The sequence below is a fragment of the Fenollaria sp. C0166D3 genome (assembly GCF_056590255.1).
This window is the reverse complement of record NZ_JBWPVU010000002.1, coordinates 137,915-159,566: the sequence shown is the minus strand read 5'-3', so window position 1 is coordinate 159,566 and position 21,652 is coordinate 137,915. Positions and strand designations below refer to the sequence as shown.

At 38.2% G+C, this 21,652-nt stretch carries 20 protein-coding genes and 1 pseudogene; 6 read left to right on the top strand and 15 right to left on the bottom strand.

What is annotated here, in order from left to right; genetic code table 11:
* The first annotated feature begins 80 nt into the window (after positions 1-80).
* Positions 81-2,141 (top strand): YcdB/YcdC domain-containing protein, encoded by a 2,061-nt coding sequence (locus tag AC1EJ0_RS01990; RefSeq protein ID WP_480022987.1) that lies wholly within the window; start codon positions 81-83, stop codon positions 2,139-2,141.
* Between the two features lie 58 nt (positions 2,142-2,199).
* On the opposite strand, the gene AC1EJ0_RS01985 is transcribed toward AC1EJ0_RS01990, so the two are convergent.
* From AC1EJ0_RS01985 to AC1EJ0_RS01925, 13 genes are all read right to left on the bottom strand, one after another.
* Entirely contained in the window at positions 2,200-3,246 is a 1,047-nt protein-coding gene (locus AC1EJ0_RS01985; protein WP_480022988.1) for a M42 family metallopeptidase, read from the bottom strand.
* A 2-nt stretch (positions 3,247-3,248) separates the two neighbouring features.
* Entirely contained in the window at positions 3,249-3,683 is a 435-nt protein-coding gene (aroQ, locus tag AC1EJ0_RS01980) for a type II 3-dehydroquinate dehydratase (protein ID WP_480022989.1), read from the bottom strand.
* Positions 3,680-4,186: a shikimate kinase gene (locus tag AC1EJ0_RS01975; protein ID WP_480022990.1), complete on the bottom strand. Its 507-nt coding sequence runs from the start codon at positions 4,184-4,186 to the stop codon at positions 3,680-3,682. The genes aroQ and AC1EJ0_RS01975 overlap by 4 nt, the downstream gene beginning before the upstream one ends.
* The gene (gene aroC / locus AC1EJ0_RS01970; RefSeq protein WP_480022991.1) at positions 4,183-5,229 is read right to left on the bottom strand and encodes a chorismate synthase; all 1,047 of its coding nucleotides are present in this window, start codon (positions 5,227-5,229) and stop codon (positions 4,183-4,185) included. The genes AC1EJ0_RS01975 and aroC overlap by 4 nt, the downstream gene beginning before the upstream one ends.
* Positions 5,207-6,442 carry a 3-phosphoshikimate 1-carboxyvinyltransferase gene (locus tag AC1EJ0_RS01965; RefSeq protein ID WP_480022992.1) on the bottom strand — a complete coding sequence of 412 codons (1,236 nt, stop codon included), beginning with the start codon at positions 6,440-6,442 and terminating at the stop codon, positions 5,207-5,209. Before AC1EJ0_RS01965 ends, aroC begins: the two co-directional genes overlap by 23 nt.
* Positions 6,414-7,421, bottom strand: a complete 1,008-nt coding sequence (locus AC1EJ0_RS01960) for a 3-dehydroquinate synthase (RefSeq protein WP_480022993.1) — start codon at positions 7,419-7,421, stop codon at positions 6,414-6,416. The genes AC1EJ0_RS01965 and AC1EJ0_RS01960 overlap by 29 nt, the downstream gene beginning before the upstream one ends.
* On the bottom strand, positions 7,414-8,232 hold the full coding sequence (aroF, locus tag AC1EJ0_RS01955; protein ID WP_480022994.1) for a 3-deoxy-7-phosphoheptulonate synthase: 819 nt from the start codon (positions 8,230-8,232) through the stop codon (positions 7,414-7,416). Before aroF ends, AC1EJ0_RS01960 begins: the two co-directional genes overlap by 8 nt.
* On the bottom strand, positions 8,222-9,004 hold the full coding sequence (locus tag AC1EJ0_RS01950; protein WP_480022995.1) for a shikimate dehydrogenase family protein: 783 nt from the start codon (positions 9,002-9,004) through the stop codon (positions 8,222-8,224). The genes aroF and AC1EJ0_RS01950 overlap by 11 nt, the downstream gene beginning before the upstream one ends.
* A complete protein-coding gene (locus AC1EJ0_RS01945) occupies positions 8,994-10,001 on the bottom strand; it encodes a gluconeogenesis factor YvcK family protein (protein WP_480022996.1) in 1,008 nt (335 codons plus the stop codon). The genes AC1EJ0_RS01950 and AC1EJ0_RS01945 overlap by 11 nt, the downstream gene beginning before the upstream one ends.
* Positions 9,994-10,863, bottom strand: coding sequence for an RNase adapter RapZ (rapZ, locus tag AC1EJ0_RS01940; RefSeq protein WP_294795135.1), 870 nt, complete (start codon positions 10,861-10,863; stop codon positions 9,994-9,996). The genes AC1EJ0_RS01945 and rapZ overlap by 8 nt, the downstream gene beginning before the upstream one ends.
* Positions 10,864-10,872: 9 nt before the next feature.
* The gene (locus AC1EJ0_RS01935; RefSeq protein ID WP_480022997.1) at positions 10,873-11,649 is read right to left on the bottom strand and encodes a PHP domain-containing protein; all 777 of its coding nucleotides are present in this window, start codon (positions 11,647-11,649) and stop codon (positions 10,873-10,875) included.
* Positions 11,642-12,544, bottom strand: coding sequence for a UDP-N-acetylmuramate dehydrogenase (gene murB / locus AC1EJ0_RS01930; protein WP_480022998.1), 903 nt, complete (start codon positions 12,542-12,544; stop codon positions 11,642-11,644). The genes AC1EJ0_RS01935 and murB overlap by 8 nt, the downstream gene beginning before the upstream one ends.
* 101 nt (positions 12,545-12,645) lie before the next feature.
* Entirely contained in the window at positions 12,646-14,097 is a 1,452-nt protein-coding gene (locus AC1EJ0_RS01925) for a YfcC family protein (protein ID WP_480022999.1), read from the bottom strand.
* Positions 14,098-14,306: 209 nt separating this feature from the next.
* Here AC1EJ0_RS01925 and AC1EJ0_RS01920 point away from each other — a divergent pair, with 209 nt between their 5' ends.
* From AC1EJ0_RS01920 to AC1EJ0_RS01900, 5 genes are all read left to right on the top strand, one after another.
* A complete protein-coding gene (locus AC1EJ0_RS01920) occupies positions 14,307-15,095 on the top strand; it encodes a Cof-type HAD-IIB family hydrolase (protein ID WP_480023000.1) in 789 nt (262 codons plus the stop codon).
* A gap of 63 nt (positions 15,096-15,158) precedes the next feature.
* Positions 15,159-16,709, top strand: coding sequence for a murein biosynthesis integral membrane protein MurJ (gene murJ, locus AC1EJ0_RS01915; RefSeq protein ID WP_294795124.1), 1,551 nt, complete (start codon positions 15,159-15,161; stop codon positions 16,707-16,709).
* Complete coding sequence (locus tag AC1EJ0_RS01910) at positions 16,699-18,447, top strand: ABC transporter ATP-binding protein (RefSeq protein ID WP_480023001.1); 1,749 nt, start codon at positions 16,699-16,701, stop codon at positions 18,445-18,447. Before murJ ends, AC1EJ0_RS01910 begins: the two co-directional genes overlap by 11 nt.
* A 77-nt stretch (positions 18,448-18,524) precedes the next feature.
* Positions 18,525-19,412 (top strand): S-layer homology domain-containing protein, encoded by an 888-nt coding sequence (locus AC1EJ0_RS01905; protein ID WP_480023002.1) that lies wholly within the window; start codon positions 18,525-18,527, stop codon positions 19,410-19,412.
* 142 nt (positions 19,413-19,554) lie between these two features.
* Positions 19,555-20,367: a C39 family peptidase gene (locus AC1EJ0_RS01900; RefSeq protein ID WP_480023003.1), complete on the top strand. Its 813-nt coding sequence runs from the start codon at positions 19,555-19,557 to the stop codon at positions 20,365-20,367.
* A 42-nt stretch (positions 20,368-20,409) separates the two neighbouring features.
* On the opposite strand, the gene AC1EJ0_RS01895 is transcribed toward AC1EJ0_RS01900, so the two are convergent.
* Both AC1EJ0_RS01895 and tnpA read right to left on the bottom strand, forming a co-directional pair.
* Complete coding sequence (locus tag AC1EJ0_RS01895) at positions 20,410-20,892, bottom strand: GNAT family N-acetyltransferase (RefSeq protein ID WP_480023004.1); 483 nt, start codon at positions 20,890-20,892, stop codon at positions 20,410-20,412.
* Between the two features lie 153 nt (positions 20,893-21,045).
* Positions 21,046-21,511 (bottom strand): annotated as a pseudogene (tnpA, locus tag AC1EJ0_RS01890) (IS200/IS605 family transposase).
* Positions 21,512-21,652: the final 141 nt, after the last annotated feature.

Sequence of the window (21,652 nt, the reverse complement as noted above, 5' to 3'; positions counted from 1 at the left end):
TATCAAAATACTTACAATTTTGTTAAAATCGTTATGTCTCTATACTAAAGTGGTATAATATAGACAAAGGAGATGATATTATGCTTAAAAAGATGAACGTAATTGCTGCAATGCTTACCATCGTTATGGTCTTGTGTGCATTGCCAGTAAATTCATTTGCAGAAACAAAAAACGTAAACAAGGTGGACGACAAAACAATGGAAAAATTAGTTTTAAAAGCAAAAGAAGTATTTAATATCAAAGACGTATACGATAATTTCGAGGTAAATAGCTCGAGTGACGATGGCTACGGCACTATATACAATTTATCATGGACTAAGAAGGACGGCTCAAGTGATGTAAACGTGAGCATATCAAAGGACATGCACATCACTAACTTCAATATCTATGAGAATAAAAAGTATGAAACACTTAAACCAAAGTACTCATATGATGCTTTGAAGAAATATGCTAGTGATATAATCAAAAAGATTGACCCTATCAATAGCAAGAGCCTTAAGCTAAACGAAAAAACTTATCAAAACTTTGGTGGTGACAACGCATACACTTTTATCTTTGATAGATATGTAAATGATAGGCGCGTTATTGGTGACGGCGCTTCCATTACTATTAACTATGTTGATAAGAGCGTGAAAATGTACTCATTAAACTATAATCATGGCTTTGATTTTTCAAAGACTGCTGAGTTTGATGCGCTTAAGAGCAATTTGACTATGGATGAGGCTATAAATATTTACAAGGACAATGAATATCTAAAGCCTATGATTAAGTTTGTGATCAATGATAAGAAGGAACCAAGGCTTACTTTTAAGACTATATATAGCAACGAGCTAAATGCAAACTACTACGTTAATTCTACTAGTAAAAAATACGAGCGCTACGACTACCCTGTCTTTTTAAATAATTACATGACTAAGGACGCTGCTGCAGAAGGGGCTATGGACGGCCTTAGCGAATACGAAGTTAAAGGCATTGACAAGATTAAGGGCATCAAGTCTAAGGACGAAGCTGTCAAAAAAGCAAAGACTTATGTTAAGGACGCTAGCAAGACTAAGGTGACATTATCTAGTCTAAATCAAGACTACATCTCTAAGGACTACATCTACAACATCAATTTAGAAAGCGGCAAAGATGATAAAAAGACTTACTATAACATCTCGTTCGATGCAAAGGATTTAACTCTTTTAAGATACAGCGTATACAATAATTTTGATAATGCTGATAGCGGCAAAAAAGATTTAAGCTCTGATGAACTAAAGAAGATTGCTATTGACTATATCAAGAAGAATGCTTCAGACATCGATGAAAAGGACTTAAAATTCATAAGTGCTGAAAATAATTCTATATACTTTGTAAGAGTGATGGACGGCTACTATGTTCCAGAAAATTCCATTAGCATGGGCGTTTCAAAGGATACAAAAGAAGTAAATGACTTTTCAAGAGCTTGGTACAGAAAGCCTATGAGCTATGAAAAGGCAAAGATATCAGCAGATGAAGCTTATAATCTAGTTAAAAAAGAAATTCAATACGAAGAAGCTTATCAATATATTAGAGATAAATCTGATCCAGCTAAGTCAAAGGTAGTTTTAAGCTACATGCCAAAGAATACTAGAATTGAGATTGACGCCATAACAGGCAAACTTACAAATAATGCAGATGAGTTTAAAAACTACTCCGACATTGACAAATCAAAATACAAAGACAAGGCGACTCTACTTAAGCAAATGGGCTACTCATACCTTGAAGACGAGATAATGCCTGAGAAAAACTTAAAGCAAAAAGACTTTATAAGTTTTATTTATATATTTGGCTCAAGAAATGACATCGATGAAGTTATTGATAATGCTTATCAAAGAGCTATAAGAGATGGCGTCATCAAAGAAAATGAAGTGAATAAAGATAAAGAAGTAACAAATATTGATTTAGCAAAGTTCATTGTAAGACTAAAAGGCATGGAAGAGCTTGTTGGCAAGGATATATTTAAGCCAGTGAATGCAAAGGCTAAACTAACAAAGGAAGAAAATTCTTATCTTGCCATCGCCAAGGCACTAGGATATATTAATGGCAAAGCCATTGACAAGAACGCTAAGATCAATAGAGATGAGTTCATAAATATAATTTATAATTACATTTTTAAATAAAGATGCAAAAAGAAAATGCTTACAGCGATCGCTGTAAGCATTTTTTATATAAAAGCTATTAGTCTTCAAGTAGATAAGCTAGTGCTAGTTTGAATGTTGCATCAACTGCTTCCTTATGTGTTCTTTCAAAGCTGTGTGATGCGTCAACGCCCGGTCCTATAAGTGCGGCTCTAACGTTCCAGCCAGCTCTTAAAACAGCTGATGCGTCTGAACCGTAGTATGGGTAGATGTCTATAGCGTATGGTATATCGTTCTTTCTAGCAAGTTTGATGAATTTTTCGCTCATCATCTTGTCATATGGTCCTGAAGAGTCCTTTACACAAACAGTGCATTTGAATTCAGATGATGTTTGTCCTGTGCCTGGTGCTGCCATATCTACTGAGATAAATTCAACTGTCTTTTCAGGTAGTCCAGCTGTTGATCCATGTCCAAGCTCTTCATAGTTTGAGATGAAGAAGTTTGTTGTGTGTTTTGGTTTTATATTGTTTTCTTTTAAATATTTTACAAGTCCTACAAGAACTGCAACGCAAGCCTTGTCATCAAGATGTCTTGATTTAATAAAGCCTGATGGTGTAACCCATGTGCCTGGATATAGATAAACATAGTCACCAACATTGATGCCAAGCTCTTCAACATCTTTTCTTGATGAAACTTTTTCGTCGATTCTTATTTCCATTGAGTCTTCGTCTCTCTTTGTTTCGTCAGCTTTTGCTCCATAAACGTGAGTTGAAGAAACATTAGTAAGTATAGTTCCTGTGTATTCGCCGTCATCAATAGTTGAGATAACGCATTCGCATCCTTCGATAACGTTCCATGGGTAGCCGCCTAATTTAGTAAGTTTAAGTCTGCCATTACCAGTGATGTCCTTAACCATGCAGCCAAGTGTATCAACGTGAGCTGATAAAGTCACTTGCTCTTCGTCATCTTCGCCCTCTACTGTTACATAGAAGCCGTTCTTTGCATTTTTATGAGCCTTTAGGCCGTACTTAGCAAATTCTTCTTCAACTAAGTTAAGTGCCTTAATAGTGTCCCCTGTTGGTGATGGTGTCTTTAGTAGCTTCACCATAAATTCTACCATGTAGTCTAAATCGTATTTTACGTCCATTTTTATTCCTCCCTTAATAAATAATCTATTGCTAATTTGTATGAATCAAAGCCAAAGCCTGAGATAACGCCGTCACAAGCTCCTGCTGTGATAGATGTTTTTCTAAATTCGTCTCGTGCAAATATATTTGTTAAGTGCACTTCGACTTTTTTTATCTTTATGGCCTTTAGCGCGTCGTATATGGCGTAGCTGTAGTGCGAGTAAGCAGCTGGATTGATGATAAGCGCATCATATTCCCCATCAATAAGCTCTTGAAGTTTGTCAATGATGGCTCCTTCGCTATTTGACTGAAACTCATCTAAGCAAACGCCTTTCTTCTTCGCATAAGACTTTAATTCATCCACTAAATTATTATAAGATAAATCGCCATAAATTTCAAGCTCTCTCTTGCCAAGTATATTGATATTCGGTCCGTTAACCACAAGTATCTTCTTCATTTAATCACTCCTTGTACCTTTAAACGCCTTTTGAGCTCCTTGCACATCAAAAAGACTGATTGATCCGCCTTCATCGTCATGTCCGCGTACTTTTCAAATAGCGGCGCCCTCTCTTCGTATAGCTTTTTCATCGGGTCGCCCTCGGCTCTTAGTAGTGGCCGTCTCGATGTATCGAGATTTGTTTTCAAAAACTCAAGCGGCCTCTTTAGGTAAATGACATAGCCATTGCTTTTTAAATGCGCCATGTTTTCTTCGCGCATAACCGTTCCGCCGCCAGTCGCTATAATCCTTTTATCTAGTTTACTTACTCTTTCGCAAACCTTTGTCTCCCTGCGCCTAAACTCTTCCTCGCCATATTTTCGAAAAATTTCATTTATGCTCACGCCTGCCTCTTTTTCGATGAGCCTATCCGTGTCAATGGCTTTGTAGCCAATCTTACGGGCTAGCTCGTAGGCGATGGTCGTCTTGCCGCTATTTGGCATGCCTATGATAATGATGTTCATGCGCTCACCAGCATATCGTAGATGGCAAGAGCCGCGTAGCACTTCATAATTGTATAGACACGTGGGACGACTGAGGCGTCATGCCTGCCATTTACCTTGATCTCGGCGTTTTCCATAGTCTTCATATTTATAGTCTTGAACTCGCGAGCGATTGATGCGATTGGCTTAAATACACAGCTTAGAACTATGTCCGCGCCATTTGATATACCGCCAATGATGCCACCATTATTATTATCTAAAAATTTTACTTCGCCAGCATCTACTCTCATCTCGTCAGCTACTTCACTGCCAAGGCTTTGAGCAAAATCAAATCCATGACCAAAGGAAACAGATTTTACAGATGGTATCAAGTACATGTACCTCGCTAGCTCCCCATCAAGCGGGGCAAATGGCGGCTCACCAAGACCTGCCTTAACACCCTTTATAATCAGTTCGACCTCTGCTCCAAGGCTGTCGTTTTCATTTTTTATTTCATCTAAGTACTTTTCGATCTCGTCGTCACTGTACTTATACATATGATATTTCTTTGATAAAAATTCTTCGCCACCCTCTTCGTCAAGCATAGCGCCTAAACGTTTTAGATGCGTTTCAAAAGTGATTCCTTCCTTTTCTAGCTCTTTTAAAATTATCGCAGCAGCCGCACATACGGGCGCTGTTAAGCGAGCTGAGAATATACCTGAGCCGCGATAGTCATTAAAGCCCTTGTACTTAATAAAGGCAGGATAATCAGCCTGCGACGGCCTTGCTAAATCCTTTGTAGCTTCATAAGAAGAACTGTCTACGTCAGCATTTTTCATAAGTATAGTAAGCGCGGCACCTGTAGTGAAGCCGTTAAAGACGCCAGAGATGATTTCGTAATCATCCTTCTCTCTCCTAGCGCTTGAGCCTATCGTATTTGGTCTTCTTTCTACGAGAATTTTGTCAATGTAGTCTCTGTCGATTTCTATGCCACTAGCCAAACCATCAAGCGTCGCTGTCATGTATTTGCCGTGCGATTCGCCTGAAAGAGTGAGTCTAATTCTATTTCCAATTGTCGATGACATTGACCTCACCTCCTAAACTTATATAGTCTTCAAAAAACTTCGGATATGACTTATTCACGCACTCGTAGCCACTTAGGAAGATGTCTTGATCAAGCCTTGTCGCAAGTATCGCTATCATCATAGCAATTCTATGGTCATTATACGCGTCAAATTTGTTCGTGTACATGATGATGTCCTCAAGCGGATTCACAATTAGGCTATCATCAGTAAATGTGATCTTCGCGCCAATCTTTTTTAGCTCATTGATTATGGCTTGAACCCTATTCGACTCCTTATACATCAGTCTCTTTACTGAAGTGAAAGTAGTTTTATGCTTTCTAAATAGCGCAGCCATCGCAAGTATTGGCACTGCGTCTGGACTATTTTTCATATCGATAGTGAGGTTCTGAGTTTGATCGTATCTTAATAAAGTATCCTTAACCATCTTATCAGCTTGTATGCTCGTATCAAGCATATCCATGATGTCAATATCTGAGCCTAAGTAGTTTGCTGCATAATAATTAGCCGCGTTTGAGTAATCTCTTTCTATAATATATTCACCAGCGGATTTAAATTCTTGTCCGCCTTTTATCTTAAATTCATTTTCGCTCGCATCAATCTCGATGCCAAAGTCATTAAGGCACTTGATAGTCATGTCTATGTATGAGCGCGAAGATAAGTCGCAGTCAAGAACTATACGCGAATCAAAGTCCATGCGTGCGAGCTTAAATAGTAGTGATGAAACGAATTGACTCGATATATCTTCCGTGATTATGTATTCATTCTTAACTAAGTCGCCCTTTATGCTGATAGACTTGTTCTTATCGTTGATGCGGTACTTAATTCCATTTGCGTCAAATATCTTAAACGCGGGCTCATTTGGCCTTTCAAATAGCTTATCACCCATGTATATCTCGTGCAAATTGCCATCAAGTATATTAAATAGCATGAAGCGAAGCGTTGTGCCTGATGCTTCGATGCGCACTCTATCTAGACTTTTCTTATTTTCGCGCGGCTTAACAAGGACGTCGCCACTATCCAAAAGATCAAAATCCGCAAAGCTTATTAGGCTAAGCATAGTGTCTTTGATGTCTTCAGATAGGTCAAAGCCTTTGATTATGGTATTTTCGGCAGCAAAAGAACTTGCAAAGATATATCTGTGCAAGTAACTTTTTGAGTGATTGACAAAAACTTCACCCTTTAATTTAGAGTTTTTTATTCTTAATATGCTCATTATAAAGCTCTACTACCTTTCTCTCATCCATCGTTTTAATGATGGCAGTTCTATTCTTAAGAAAAACAAAGTTAATCTCGTCCCCCATCATCTTCTTATCACTCTTAAGTGATTTTATCTCGTAATTTATTTCTTCAAGTGGATAATATTTGTGTACTAATTCAAAACTTCTCTCATAAGTTTCTTCGTCTGTTATATTTAAAACTTTTCCAAGCTCAAGGGCAATCTTCATGCCAATGGCAACGCTATAGCCATGTGAAAAAGTATAATTACTAGCAGCTTCAATCACGTGGCCAAATGTATGGCCAAAGTTTAGCGACATGCGAGCGCCTTTTTCATTTTTATCTTCACAGACAAAATGAACTTTCGTCCAAATAGATTTTTGAAGTACTTCTTCAATCGCTGCATCCTTATAAATCAAGTCATATAGGCCATTGTCATAAATAAGTGCATGCTTAATCACTTCCGCAAATCCTGATATATACTCATCCTTAGGAAGCGTTTCAAGAGCATCTGTAGCAATGAAGACTTTATACGGGTCGTGGAAAGTGCCTAAGATGTTTTTCTTATCGCAAAAATCGATTCCAGTCTTGGACCCAATGGCCGCGTCAGTCATAGCTAGTAAGCTTGTTGCAATGTTTACGTGCTTTATGCCGCGAAATAGAATCGACGCCACAAAGCCGCCAATGTCCGTTACAACACCGCCACCCACATTGATTATAAGTGAGTGTCTATCAAGCTTATCGGCCGCGTACTCAAGTAGATTTTCTAAAACGCCGAGGCTCTTTGCCTCTTCACCTGCGTCTATCACATATAGATAAGCATCATATTTCTTTACTATTTCTTCTACGAAATCTTTTTGCTCTCTATAGACATTTCTATCCGTTAATATAAGATACTTAGTAAATTTTTCTTCGAAAACTATTTCACTCGCCTTGTGAATGATTTTTATTTCATAAGAAAGTTCATCTCTATTCATAAGTTTTGTCCATCGCCTTAAGTATTTTCTTTAAATCTTGTAAAAGGTCATCAAACTCAGCATAGTTGATGGCTTGCTCCCCATCTGAAAGTGCCTCTGTCTTTTTATCATTTACTTCAATGATGATGCCGTCAGCGCCAACAGCCGCACTCGCTAGGCTTAGTGGCTTCACTAGGTAGTCAAGGCCGCCCGCGTGTGATGGATCGACTATGATGGGTAGATTTGTGTACTTCTTAATTATAGGCACGCTTGAGATGTCTAGCGTGTTTCTCGTAGCTGTCTCAAAAGTCCTGATGCCTCTTTCGCATAAGATGACATCTTCGTTGCCACCCTTTAATATATATTCAGCTGCCGCTATAAACTCTTTTATCTTATTCGCAAAACCTCTTTTTAATAGAACTGGTTTATTTATCTTACCAAGCTCAGTTAATAAGGAAAAGTTTTGCATATTTCTAGCTCCAACTTGAATTATGTCGACTGCGTCCATGAAATAATCAAGCTCACGCAAATCCATTAGCTCGGAGACAAATTTTACGTCGTAAGCCTTTTTTATCTCTTTGAAATATTCAAGTGCTTCGCGTCCTAAGCCTTGGAAGCTATATGGCGATGTCCTCGGCTTGAAGGCGCCTGCTCTGATAAACTTTATTCCGCGAGATGATAAAAATTTTACCTCATCAAGAAGGGACTCGTATGATTCGCACGCGCAAGGACCAGCGATCACTGTAAAGCCATCGCCAATCTTATCGCCGCCTATATTAATAATTGTCTTTTCTTTATATGTCTTTGATGATTTTTCTTGTTCAAAGTTCATTTCTATCAGCTCCAGTCCAAATTTTAAACGCTTCTTCGGCTTGACCCATAAACATTCCCCAGCCATTCATAGTGATGAGACCTGCCTCTTTAGCAAGTGTCAAGAACTTTGTCTCTTCTGGGTTATATGTTAGGTCATAAGCAAAGCCAGCTCTGCTCATCTCGAAGTCTTCTTTTGACAATGGGCTCTCGTCAAGCTTACCAGCCATACCAAGGCCAGTCGCGTTTATGATGACGTCTTGATCCATGCCGTAGCCGTAAGGATATATCTCTATATCGTCTTCGAAGTTCTTTAGCTTGTAATGCGCTTCGACCTCGTCGCGCGTATAAACAGTTATCTGAAAGATATCTAGCTTAGTAAGTGCATATATGATGCTGCGAGCCGCTCCGCCAGTACCTAAAACGGCGTAGGAGTATCTCTCATACTTTGGTATTAATCTAGTGATGTCCTTCATAAAGCCGATGTAGTCAGTATTGTGTAGACTCATCTTGCCACTGGCAAGGCTAGCTGTATTGGCTGCTTCAAGTATCTTAACCGCTTCACTCATATCGTCTGCGTATTTAAGTATTTCTTCCTTAAGTGGCGTTGTTATATTAAAGCCGAGAACTTCGCCATTCTGCGCTTCATTTACAAAGCTTTCAAGGCAGTCTTTATTCACTTCTCTTTTTTCGTAACTTAAGTCAAGCCCATTCGCTTTGATAAAGTCCGCCATCACTTCTGGTGACTTTGACTGCTCAATTGGGCTACCTATCACGAATAATTTATTTCTCATAAGTCTTTACCCTTCTAGTCCTTATATAATAATCGATAATCATGTTCGAAAGCTTTTCGCTGTCGTGTCTAGCGTAGTCGCCGCCATCCAAGCAGTCGCCTTCGATATAATCAATCGCTTCTTCTTCTAAATATTTCTTGTCTCCATCAGTCAAAAATATTTGTTCTTGATATTCTTCTTGATATTTTTTCTTAAGATCCTCGCTTAAGACCTTATTATTTATGATGATTGAGTCAAAAATTTTGTCCGAGTGCTCGAAAATTGCTTCCACGTGATCTTTTACAGACATACCGTCGGTCTCGCCATGCTGCGTCATTACGTTTTGCACGTAAATCTTCTTCGCTGCTGAAGAAATGATTGCTTCCGTCACGCCCTTAACAAGTAGATTTGGTATGATTGATGTATATAAACTGCCTGGGCCTATAAGTATGATGTCTGCTTTGTTTATGGCTGTGATAACGCCATCAAGCGGCTCAACGTCATTCGGGCACAATTCAACCCTCTTTATCTTTTTATTGTCTTTAATTGCCTCAGCTGGCAAAATGCTCTCGCCAAAGGCCTTGCTCTTGTCATCGTAAGTCGCCTCGATGTTGACATCGTTCACGGTGATGGGCATAACAGTTCCCTTGACCCTTAATATGCTCGATGCCATCTTGACAGCTTCTTCAAAGGAGCCGTATATCTCATTCATCGCAAGCAAAAATAGATTGCCAAAGGATTGTCCTTTTAATTCGCCCTTCTCAAAGCGATGTGATAAAAGTGTGTTCATCTCAGGCTCTATGTCAGAAAGTGCTAAAAGGCAGTTACGCACATCGCCTGGTGGCAACATGCCGAAGCTCCTTCTTAAAACGCCGCTTCCCCCGCCATCGTCAGCCATAGTAACTATCGCCGTTATATCTGATGAGTAATTTTTAATACCCTTTAGTAGAGTCGATAAACCCGTTCCTCCGCCTATTGCAAGTATCTTAGGGTTTAGGCTCCTGTACTTATTATACATTGCGAGCCTCTTTATACATATCTCTATTCTTCAAAACAGTTAAATTCTTCTTTTCCTTTAAATATTCATAAAGTCTTTCAGCCATGTAAACGCTTCTGTGTCTACCGCCTGTGCAGCCCATGCCTATAGTTAATTGATTTTTGCCTTCCTTTATATAGTTTGGTAATAAAAAGTCAAGCATATCAACAAGTTTTTGGAAAAATTCTTCAGTCGCATCATATTTTTCTAAAAATTCTTTTATCTCTGCGTCTAGTCCTGATAGTGGCCTTAGATCATCAAGATAATATGGATTAGGTAAGAATCTTACATCAAAAACCAAATCTGCCTCTTCTAAGATGCCGTACTTAAAGCCAAAACTTTCCACGACTATGGTAAGTTTCTTTCTCGTAATAGTATTTGAAAGTATCTCGTATAGCTTGTCCTTTAGGTCGCTGCTCTTCATTGAGCTTGTATCTATGATGTAGTCTGATTTGTCCTTAAGCTCCTTAAGTATCTCTCTTTCCTTTTGTATACCATCTTTAAGTGAGCCGTCTTTGCTGAGTGGATGCGGCCTTCTTCTTTCATTGAAACGCTTTATGAGCTCACTGTCTCTTGCGTCTAAAAATATTAGTTTAAAATCTAAATTCTTTTCTTCAAGTCCATCTATCACAGTGAGCATATCATTGAAAAACTCCTTGCCCCTTATGTCCATACCAAAGGCTACTTTGTTAATGTTTTCGTTCTCGCTATCAATTAGCTCGAAGAATTTTGGCAATAAAACAGGAGGCATATTGTCAATGCAGTAAAATCCGTTATCTTCCATGAAATTCAATAAAGAACTCTTTCCGGCACCACTCATGCCTGTTACTACATATATGTCCATAATATCCTCCTACTCTATATAAATATTTTTAATTCTATTGATATCAATTTGAGCTTCGTCAGCTCTTCTTAATGCTTCTTTTACATCGCCTACACGCTCTAATTTGTGTGCGTCTGATCCCACGTATAAGTCTACGTCTATGTCCTTGATCTTGATTAGGTCCTCAACTGAAAGATTCTTGTGCGATGAATTTATTTCTAGTGCCACGCCATGCTCCTTGCACGCTTTGGCAAGTCTAACAATGTTTACGTCTATCTTGTCGCCCGGATGTGTAATTATCTTTATCGGATACTTCTCTATCGCCTTGATGTATGAGTCCGTAACCCTCTCAGTAACCTTCGCGTGCCATTTTTTAAATGGCTTTGATATTTGCGGCAGTATCGATAACTTCATCTGCTCCTTGAAGTTCTTCGTCTTTATGCCGTAATGAAAGCCCATAAGCACTATGTCAAGGTATTTCATAAGCTCATCATCAAGGTCCACAGTACCATCAAAGTCAAGTAAATTCGCTTCGACGCCCATAAGTATCTTAAGTCCTTTGTCATTATACTCTTCGTTTAGCTTGTCAATCCTTTCTCTAAGCACAGGCAGATTGCTTCTCTTTATACCGAACATATAATGAGCTAGACCGTGATCTGTGATTGCTATCTCTTTTAGGCCCATCATATACGCTTTCTTTGCGCTCTCTTCAGGTGTTTGTGAGGCGTGCCTACCAAGATTGCCCTTAGTTCCTGATGAGAATATCGTATGTGTATGGTAGTCGCCATATAATCTAATTTTATTCATTTATAATCCTTATCTCCTCTTCAAGACTTACAGCGAACTTTTCTAAGACGATGGCTTTAACTTTTTCAATAAGTGTGACTACGTCATCAAAACTTGCGTTTCCTGTGTTAATTATAAAGCCTGAGTGCTTTTTACTAACCATGGCGCCGCCAACGGAGAGTCCCTTTAGTTCAGCATCTTCTATCAGTTTCGATGCGTAGTAGCCTTCGGGTCTTTTAAATACCGAGCCTGCCGATGGATACTCAAGTGGCTGCTTGTCCTTTCTTCTTTGAGTGTAATCTCTTTGCTCTTCCTCTATATCTTTCTTATCTTTTTTCTCTAATTTAAAGTAGGCGCCTAATATGATGTAGCCCTTCTCTTGAAAAATGCTTCTTCTGTGAGCAAAATTTGCTTCGCTTGCATCAAGCTCGGCTATACTATCATCTTTAATAAATCTTATTTTAGTCACAACGTCTTTAATCTCGCTGCCATAGGCACCGGCGTTCATATATACAGCTCCACCAACTGTTCCTGGTATGCCTGAGATGGCTTCGAGGCCACCTAGACCTAAGTCAAGCGCCTTATTGGCAAGGCTCTTAAGTGAAGCGCCTGCCTCTGCATATAAAGTCACTTCATCTATCTTTTTGATATTTGAAAAGTTTTTATCAAGTACTATGACAGGTCTTTCGATACCAGCATCAGTGATAAGAAGGTTACTGCCATTGCCAATGATAAGGTAGTCTTCTTTCATCTCGTCAAAGAGCCTCACAAGTTTTAGAACTTCTTCATCGCTCTTTGCTTCGATTAAGACGCGTGCGGGCCCACCTATCTTAAAAGTAGTGTACTTCGATAAGCTTTCGTCCTCTTTAATCGTTTCTATATTTAATCTTTTTATTTCTTCAATTATCTTCTTCATACATTCCTCCAATGTAATTATATCATAAATGAAGATTATTTTCTATATCTATGTACAAAAAAGAAGCCCCCTTAGGGACTTCTTCGATAGTAAACAATTTTTTAGAATATCATCATTGCTACAGTTAATACAATTATTGAGAATATTACTGTGAATATAAGAGGTTTCTTAACCCATTTATACCAAGTACCTAATTCCATCTTAGAAATTTGTATTGCGCCCATAACAACGCCTGATGTTGGTGTTACATAGTTTACAACACCTTCTGCAGCGCAGAATATTAATATCATAACTTCTGGTGAGTAACCAAGTCTAGAAGCTAATCCACCCATAACTGGGATAGATAGTGTTGCAAGTCCTGATGTTGATGGTATGAAGAATGATAGTGCGATGTATACGATGTATGCAAATGGTACGAATAAGTAAACTGGTAGGCCTGCTAGAGCTGTTGCTGATCTATCTAGTATAAGTGCGTCGATGTGTGTTTGAGCCATAAGTACTGATGCTGCTCTTGCTACTACGATTACTAATACAACTGATAAGATGTCTTTTGCTCCGTCAATGAATGCGTTAACCAATTCCTTTTCAGATAGTCTTCCGATCCAGCCTATAACTATAGACATTAGGAAGAATAATACTGAAATTTCTGGGAAGTACCATTCACCAAGTGCTGTGTCTGTCAAGAATGCTGACCAGCCTTCAAAAGCTGTTACGCCAAAGTCTGGCCAAGGAATTAATGATATAATCATAACTATAAAAGTAATTGCGAATATAAGTAAAATAACTTTATGTCTACCTGTGTAAACAAGTTCTTCTTCAGTCTTAGTTGTTTTAAATTCTTTGTCCATTACTTCTCTTTCTTGAAGAGATAGTATTGTTGAGCCTTTGTCTTTGTGTACTTTGCTAGCGTATCTTAATACGAAGTACATAGCAGTACCTAGAGCAACTGCCCAAAGTATTGCGCCTAGTAGAATTACAGTACCTTTGTTACATTCAACGCCTGCACCGTTAAGTGCGTCCATAGCTACACCAGTAGCAAATGGGTTTACTGTTGAACCAAGTACGCCGGCACCTGCTCCAAGAAGAACAGTTGCTACAGCAACCATAGTATCAAAGCCTGCAGCTACCATCGCAGTAATGATTAGAGGATATAGGGCTACAGTTTCTTCTGCCATACCGTAAGTTGATCCACCTATTGAGAAAAGAATCATAAGTACAGCGATAAGAGCCATTTCTCTACCCTTCATGTTCTTCACTAGTCTGTGAATACCAGCTTCAAGAGCTCCTGTCTTGTTAACAACTGCTAGGAAACCACCGATAACCATAACGAAGATGGCGATATCTATAGCGTCAACAAAGCCGTTGTAGAAACTCATTGTGATGTCTGGAAGTCTAGCTCCTGCTACTTCAGTAACAGCTTCTTCAGCTCCCTTAGGAACTACAGGGGCAAATTGTGCTCCATTAAAAATCCATGATAAGATTGCAACAAATAGTATAATTAGAATAAGAATACTATAGGCACTTAATGAACGTTTCTTTTTTTGTTTTTCCATCATTTTACCTCCTTAATGATTGTTTACTATTGATACTATAATTATACTACAAATCTGCTACTTATGCAACACTTTTTTTGCCTATAGTGCTAACTTTATTATAATGTAAATTGATTTTAAGCGAGTTAATTATAAATTCTATGAATATATCTCTCCCACTATTAATATAAGAAGCTATTGGGTAATAATAATTGCATGGAGGTATGAAAATGAAATTAAATAATATAAAGGCGGCTTTCTTTGATATGGACGGGACCATAGTGAGCTTCACTACCCATAAGATAAGTGAAAGAGATATCGCCGCTATGAATAAGCTAAGAGAAAAAGGGATTATGGTCTTCATCTCATCGGGCCGTGAAAAATCAAATATAATGAAGGTTCTTGACAATACTCTTGAGGTCGATGGCTTTGTTGGCATGAATGGCAACTTAAATGTTATAGGCGAAGAAATTGTTTCAGAGCACTTCATGGAGGAAGAGGACGTTCGCTTCATAGTAGACGCGTCAAATAGGCTTGGCTTTGCCCTATCGCTCTTCACTCGCGAAGGCGTTGTACTAAATAAAGTGGATTATAAGGTTCACGCGGTTCATGACCACGTCGAAGTGCCTATACCAAGGATTGCCTCACTAGATGAGCTTGATTTAAGTAAAATATATCAAATGAATTCATATACGACTAAGGCCTTTGACGAAGAGCATCTAATACCATATATGAAGAACTCTGTCTTTAAGAGATGGAACGATGACTTTGCTGATATCAATAGCATAAAGACCTCGAAGCTAGTCGGTATAAATGAAATAATCCATAAGCTTGGTATTGATATAAAAGACACCATAAGCTTTGGCGACAGTGAAAATGATCTTGAGATGATTAAGGGTACTGGCGCCTCAGTTGCTATGGCTAATGCCATGCCTATAATCAAAGAGGCAGCGACTTTTATCACCAAGGATTGCGACGAGTCAGGAGCGGCTCACTTTATTGAAAATTACCTCTTATAACTTGATTTTTTCCATGCTTTGTGATAAAATTCAAGAAGAATTTAAAACAAAAGAGGTTTATATATGTCAAATAAAAAAACTGTTATAAAATCACTCGCGATGATATCCGTCTTCACGCTAATCAGCAAGATCATGGGCTTCTTCAGGGAGACAATGATCGCATCGAAGTACGGTGCCAATCTCGAGACCGATATGTATACTGCTGCGACTACCGCAGTTATCTTTTTGATAGGAGCACTTGGTAGTGGCTTAAACACTACGCTTGTGCCGATATTTTCAGAGGTAGAAGAGAAAGAAGGCAAAAGAGGTAAATTAAAATTCATGAACAAAATCATGAACATCATCGGCCTCATCGCCTTAATCCTTTGCGCTTTGTCATACATCTTTGCTCCGCAAATTACTAAGCTTATAGCGAAGGGCTTTACTGGCGAGACGCTTGCCTACACAGCCTACCTAATGAGAATAGGTGTGCCTATCATTTTATTTTTGTCAATCACATATATTTTCTCGAGCTTTTTGCAATCAGAAAACGTTTTTGGTCCTTATGCCATCATGGGCATACCATACAATCTAGTATTCATCATCTTCTTAATCTTCTTTGCGAGAAGAGGCAATATCGATCTATTGATGTTCGTTAGCGTTATAGCTGCGTCCATGCAATTTTTGATTCAGCTTCCTGCCGTTAAGCACAAGAGATACAGATATTCACCCGATCTTGACTTCAAAGACCCTTATGTAGCGAAGATGTTTAAGCTTATCGTACCTATACTTATAGGCTCGAGCGCATATCAAATCAACTTAGTTGTAGACAAAACACTGGCCTCAGAGCTAGTTAGTGGATCAATCTCGGTACTAAACTATTCGTCTAAGATATATCTTATGATTATATCTGTCTTTGTCATGGCACTAACAACTGTAATCTTCCCAAAACTATCGTCATCAATGATTAGAAACGAAAGTCAAGAGATCAGAAGCATAATCAGTGAAAGTGTCGATATCGTTGCACTTATCACTCTTCCAGCAACTTTTGCAATAGTTTTTTTAAGCTATCCGATAGTTGAGATACTTTTCCAAAGAAATATGTTTAACGAAACAGCCACACTGATGACCTCAGGCGCACTAACATTCTACATTTTAGGACTTTTCTTTGCCTCATTAAGAATGATATTTGAAAAAGTATTTTACTCGATGCAAAAGACTAAAGTGCCGATGATCAATGGACTTATAGCTGTCGCAGTAAACATCGCCTTTGACATAATACTAGTTAAGTTTATGCAGCACAAAGGCCTTGCCCTAGCTACATCGATCTCATCATTAGTTTCAGCAATCACACTATATATCTCGCTTAAGAAAGTTTATCCAGATATAGAGATCAAAGACAATCTAATTTCACTTATAAAGATACTAGCAGCCTCCATCATCATGGCGCTAGCAATGTATTTACTATTTACTCTCGGCGTAAAAGTTTTGGGAGAAAAGAAAATAATCAAATTTTTAATGATGGCTATATCAGGCGTCATTGCCCTAGTCATCTACGTAATATCACTTAAGGCGCTAAAGGTTCACGCTTTAGACGCTGTACTAAACTATAAAAGGAGGAATAATGAAAAATAAAGAACTACTAAAACGCTTTTTACCCTACTTTAAAAAATATAGAAAAATTCTCTTCATAGACTTGTTCTGCGCTGTATTAACTACAGTGTGTGAACTAGTCTTTCCTTTATTATTAAGAAGCATAACTAATACGGCTGCACAAGACATTTTGCTTTTAACAAATGAGTACATTTTAAAAGTAGCTGGACTTTACTTCGCACTGCGCGTAGTTGAGATAGTTGCTCAATTCTACATGACTAAGGTCGGTCACATCATGGGCGCCTACATCGAAAAAGACATGCGTAGCGATGCCTTTGCCCATTTGCAGCACCTATCAGACAGCTACTACAATAATACTAAGGTCGGTCAAATCATGGCCAGAATCACACATGACCTCTTCGACGTAACTGAGTTCGCTCACCATTGTCCTGAAGAGTTTTTAATTGCTATATTCAAGATAATTATTTCATTTGCAATTTTAATTAAGATCAATGTTTTATTAACAGTGCTAATGTTTATCATGATACCTATAATGATATATGCGTCAAGCTCATACAATCGCAAGATGCGCCGCGCCTTTAAGGAGCAAAGAGATCACATAGGCGACTTAAACTCAGGACTTGAGGACTCGCTACTTGGCTCAAAAGTAGTTAAATCCTTTGCGAATGAAGATGTAGAAGTCGAAAAATTTGAAAAAGATAACGATAAATTCCTTGAGATTAAAAAGAAGAGATACACATATATGGCAGGCTTTGGTACTGTAAACAGAATCTTCGATGCCATCATGTACACCATGATAATTACTTTGGGCGGCTTTTTAATGCAAGCTGGGAAGATATCAGCTGGTGACATGATTGCCTATGTATTATTCGCGACAAGTTTACTCACAACTATAAAAAGGATAGTCGACTTCATGGAGAACTTCAACGCCGGCATGACTGGCATAGAGCGTTTCATCGAGATTATGGATACAGATGTCGATATCTTTGACAAAGAAGATGCCATCGAACTAAAAGATGTCAAGGGTAAAATCGAGTTTAAAGACGTTAGCTTCACTTACCCTGATGACAAAAATAAAGTTCTTTCTAATGTCAATCTAGTGGTTAATGAAGGCGATTCCATCGCCATAGTTGGACTATCTGGTTCAGGTAAAACGACTCTAGTTAACTTGATACCTCGCTTCTACGATGTTACAAGCGGAGAAATTTTGATAGACGGCAAGAACATTAAAGACTTCACACTTAAGTCGCTAAGACAAAATATCGGCTCGGTTCAACAAGAAGTCTACCTATTTAGTGGCACTATACTTGAGAATATCAAATATGGCAAGATCGATGCAAGTAAGGATGAAATCATTGAGGCAGCTAAACTTGCTGGCGCTTATGACTTTATTATGGAGCTTAAAGATGGCTTCAATACCTATGTTGGCGAACGTGGCGTAAAGCTATCAGGTGGTCAAAAGCAAAGGATAGCTATAGCAAGAGTATTCTTGAAGAATCCAAAAGTGCTTATACTTGATGAGGCAACATCGGCTCTTGACAACACTAGCGAAAGACTTATACAAGAGTCACTCGAAAAGCTATCTAAAGGCAGAACGACACTTACTATTGCCCATAGGCTCTCAACTATTAAAAACGCTAAAACAATCATCGTCCTTACAGATGACGGCATAAAAGAAACTGGTACGCACGATGAGCTTATGTCGAAGAAAGGGCTTTACTACGAGCTTTATACTGGCTCACTTCTTGATCTAAAATGATTTAATACATTTGTAACCTCTAATAAACTAGCTTTATGATATAATAAAGGTAGAATCATAGTAAAGGAGGAAAACATATGAAAAAAAGAATGATAAGCGCCCTATTATTGATATGCATTTTGCTATCAAGCACAGCCATGGCAATTGGTGTAGATAAATTAAAAGGTCACTGGGCAGAGAAAAAGATTGAAGATAAATTTATGAAGAAGTACTTTACAGAGCTTGCTAAAGATAATTATGCAAAGTTCGAGCCAAACGCTCCGCTTGAAGCAAAGCAATTTGCAAGTGCACTGGAAAAGTTATCGAACGAATACGGCGACTTCAAAGTAAGTATATATGGTGACTCCAACTATCTTACAAGAGAATCAATGATTGACTACATCTTTGACGGTGTGAAGAACATAAAATTCGCTCGTAGCGAAGAAAAAGACATTGACTTCACTGACATTGAAAAGATGGACAAGATTAAAAAAGAAAAGTTAAAATACCTTGTAAATAAAGGCATAGTATATGGCAATGGCGATAAAAAATATGCGCCAGAAAAAAAGCTATCACAAGTAGAAGGAGTTTTGATCGTGCAAAGAATACACAAGATTTTTAAGGATAACGAAGGCGAAAAGACCGCCAAAAACCTATCCTTTGATGTACAAAACATCTCCGAAGGTTTAAGCAACAATGGCGAATCGATCTTCTATAAAAAGGTCGGCGACCAAATCCTAATCACATTCACAATGAAATTCCCTAACCCAGGATACACAGTTGGCGTAGAAAAAGTACTACTTAAGGATAATAAGATAAGTATCTATCCGCAAGTCGTTGCACCGGGACCAACAACCATAACCCTACAAGTCATAGCGTACAAAACAGTTACACTTGCACTAAACGCAGAAGAAACAGGCGACGGACCATTCGATATAAAAGTTATTGGTAATGAGAATAACAATATTGAGATTAACACAAGATAATAGAAATAAAGATATAGCACTTCATCTCTAGTAGATGAGGTGCTTTTTCATTCGAATTTTTAAAACTTAAGAAAATATTAAGATTCTCTTAAGAAAAAATTAAGATTTATATATTATAATAGTCTTAAGAAGGGATGATTATATGTATAAGGAAAGAGAAAATAAAAAAGCTTACATAAATAGAAATAGAAAGGTCAAACAAAAAAGAAAGAGAAGAAAGATATTTTTCCTAATTATAATTTTCGCCATTTGCGTATTTTTTGGCAAAAATATATTTAAAAGAGCCTACGGAAGGCTTTACTCTTTAGTAGAAAGAAGCGAACTTGCTAAACTTATAGATCCTAGTCCATATACGACTATAAAGATGGATACGAACGAAAATTATAACGGCGTTGGTCAAGAAAAAATAAGTGGCGAAGGCTATTTATCAAAGTTCACAACAGTGGATGCGAATAAAAAGATTTATACCGAGTATAAACAAAATTTAGAGCCATGGAAGGACAATGAGTATTGGAACGGCAATATGGAAGACTACGGCTGCGGCATCACCGCCATGTCCATAGTTTTGTCGGGCTACGGTCAAAATCTTACGCCAGAGGATCTTCGCGAGAAGTACTACCCTCGCCTCGACTACACAAAACTTTCGAAAGAGCTAAAGAGTTACGGTGTCGACAATACAGACTTTTATTTTGACGCAAAATCTTTATCGAGCGAGAGCATCATTGAACATCTTAAAACGAATAGACCCATCATCGTATGTATATGGAATAAACCAGAGGAGAATCGCTTCACGAGTAAGTCGCACTACATGGTTCTCTTAGCTGCGACAGACGATGGCAAAGTCTATATTTCAAACCCTAATGGCGAAGAGGATAACTACAGAAGCTCGGGCTGGTACTATATCGACGAGATTCTGCCCTACCTTGCCAAGGCAATGTATATCACGTCATACTAATAGAAAACACCTTATCATGCACGATAAGGTGTTTTTTTGTATTTATTTACTTTTAATTAATTGATACGCCCTTCTCTCGTCACCACTTTTTAGATGAATGATGCCCGTATAAGTAAAGCCTAATTTATTAAGAAGAGTGCGCATGATATTGTTATCTTCGTGCGTATCGATGCGGATGTTCTCTGTACTAGCAAAAGCAAAATCTATAGCATCCTTAAGTAAGTTTCTTCCCTTGCCAAGGCTAGCAATTCTATGAATGACAGCGTATGGCTCATCGTTAAGCCACGCGCCTTGAATTTCTTCGTAAGTCTCTTCACCAGAAAAGCTAAGCATAAAGACTCCATATATCTCATCGGCGCACGCTACATATAATTCGCCCCTATTAATATCATCTAAAAGCGTTTCTTCGTCAGGGTATTTGTCGCTCCACTGGTGCATGTTGCCATCCTCACGCATCTTCATCTTTGCTGCCTCATATATCGGCATGATGCTAATAAGATCATTTTTATTTGCTCTTCTAATCATTAGACCACCTCTATGTATCATAACCACCGGCGTAGCCGGTGGTTTGCTCTGCCCCTGCAAGGGGCTTTTACCTGCTGTGCACCTTGTGCACGTTGAAAGTCTACCACTTGCACTACTTTCTCAACTGACGCTAAAGCGCCTCTTTACTTCTTTTTACTTATTTGTCTTTTCTCCAGTGAATGGATCTATATATTCTTTAAGACTTATTTGATCTTTTGTAAAATCTTCTTTAAGTTGATTGCGTATATACTCTTGTATCTTTTTAGCATTTTTTTCCTGCTGTATCTACGTAGTAGCCTCTGCACCAGAAATTTCTGTTGCCATATTTATATTTCAAACTGGCATGTCTATCGAATATCATTAGACTACTTTTTCCTTTTAAATATCCCATAATTTCTGAAACACTAAATTTTGGTGGTATTTTTACTAACATATGAATGTGGTCTGGACACAGTTCTGCCTCTATTATCTCTATTCCTTTTCTTGACAAAAGGTCTCTTAATATTTTTCCTATATCTTCTTTTATTCTTCCGTAAATTATTTGCCTTCTATATTTTGGCGCAAATACAATATGGTATTTACAATCCCAAGTTGTATGTGATAAAATATTCTTATCCAATTGGATTAACTCCTTTCTGATATTTATTGTAGTTTGGTAGACTATTTTTATTATATCATGAAAGGAGTTTTAACTTGAAGCTAAAGCTACTGATTCCCCCAGCATAGCTGGGGGTTTTATTGTGGTCAACCCACAACAAAA

Coding starts and splice junctions, on each gene's coding strand:
- AC1EJ0_RS01895 (WP_480023004.1), bottom strand. CDS start 20,892: ATGATTAGAAGAGCAAATAAAAATGATCTTATTAGCATCATGCCGATA.
- AC1EJ0_RS01985 (WP_480022988.1), bottom strand. CDS start 3,246: ATGGACGTAAAATACGATTTAGACTACATGGTAGAATTTATGGTGAAG.
- murJ (WP_294795124.1), top strand. CDS start 15,159: ATGTCAAATAAAAAAACTGTTATAAAATCACTCGCGATGATATCCGTC.
- aroC (WP_480022991.1), bottom strand. CDS start 5,229: ATGTCATCGACAATTGGAAATAGAATTAGACTCACTCTTTCAGGCGAA.
- aroF (WP_480022994.1), bottom strand. CDS start 8,232: ATGAACTTTGAACAAGAAAAATCATCAAAGACATATAAAGAAAAGACA.
- AC1EJ0_RS01960 (WP_480022993.1), bottom strand. CDS start 7,421: ATGAATAGAGATGAACTTTCTTATGAAATAAAAATCATTCACAAGGCG.
- AC1EJ0_RS01925 (WP_480022999.1), bottom strand. CDS start 14,097: ATGGAAAAACAAAAAAAGAAACGTTCATTAAGTGCCTATAGTATTCTT.
- AC1EJ0_RS01945 (WP_480022996.1), bottom strand. CDS start 10,001: ATGTATAATAAGTACAGGAGCCTAAACCCTAAGATACTTGCAATAGGC.
- AC1EJ0_RS01975 (WP_480022990.1), bottom strand. CDS start 4,186: ATGAACATCATTATCATAGGCATGCCAAATAGCGGCAAGACGACCATC.
- AC1EJ0_RS01900 (WP_480023003.1), top strand. CDS start 19,555: ATGTATAAGGAAAGAGAAAATAAAAAAGCTTACATAAATAGAAATAGA.
- aroQ (WP_480022989.1), bottom strand. CDS start 3,683: ATGAAGAAGATACTTGTGGTTAACGGACCGAATATCAATATACTTGGC.
- AC1EJ0_RS01905 (WP_480023002.1), top strand. CDS start 18,525: ATGAAAAAAAGAATGATAAGCGCCCTATTATTGATATGCATTTTGCTA.
- AC1EJ0_RS01950 (WP_480022995.1), bottom strand. CDS start 9,004: ATGAGAAATAAATTATTCGTGATAGGTAGCCCAATTGAGCAGTCAAAG.
- AC1EJ0_RS01965 (WP_480022992.1), bottom strand. CDS start 6,442: ATGAGCATATTAAGAATAAAAAACTCTAAATTAAAGGGTGAAGTTTTT.
- AC1EJ0_RS01920 (WP_480023000.1), top strand. CDS start 14,307: ATGAAATTAAATAATATAAAGGCGGCTTTCTTTGATATGGACGGGACC.
- AC1EJ0_RS01990 (WP_480022987.1), top strand. CDS start 81: ATGCTTAAAAAGATGAACGTAATTGCTGCAATGCTTACCATCGTTATG.
- AC1EJ0_RS01935 (WP_480022997.1), bottom strand. CDS start 11,649: ATGAATAAAATTAGATTATATGGCGACTACCATACACATACGATATTC.
- AC1EJ0_RS01910 (WP_480023001.1), top strand. CDS start 16,699: ATGAAAAATAAAGAACTACTAAAACGCTTTTTACCCTACTTTAAAAAA.
- rapZ (WP_294795135.1), bottom strand. CDS start 10,863: ATGGACATATATGTAGTAACAGGCATGAGTGGTGCCGGAAAGAGTTCT.
- murB (WP_480022998.1), bottom strand. CDS start 12,544: ATGAAGAAGATAATTGAAGAAATAAAAAGATTAAATATAGAAACGATT.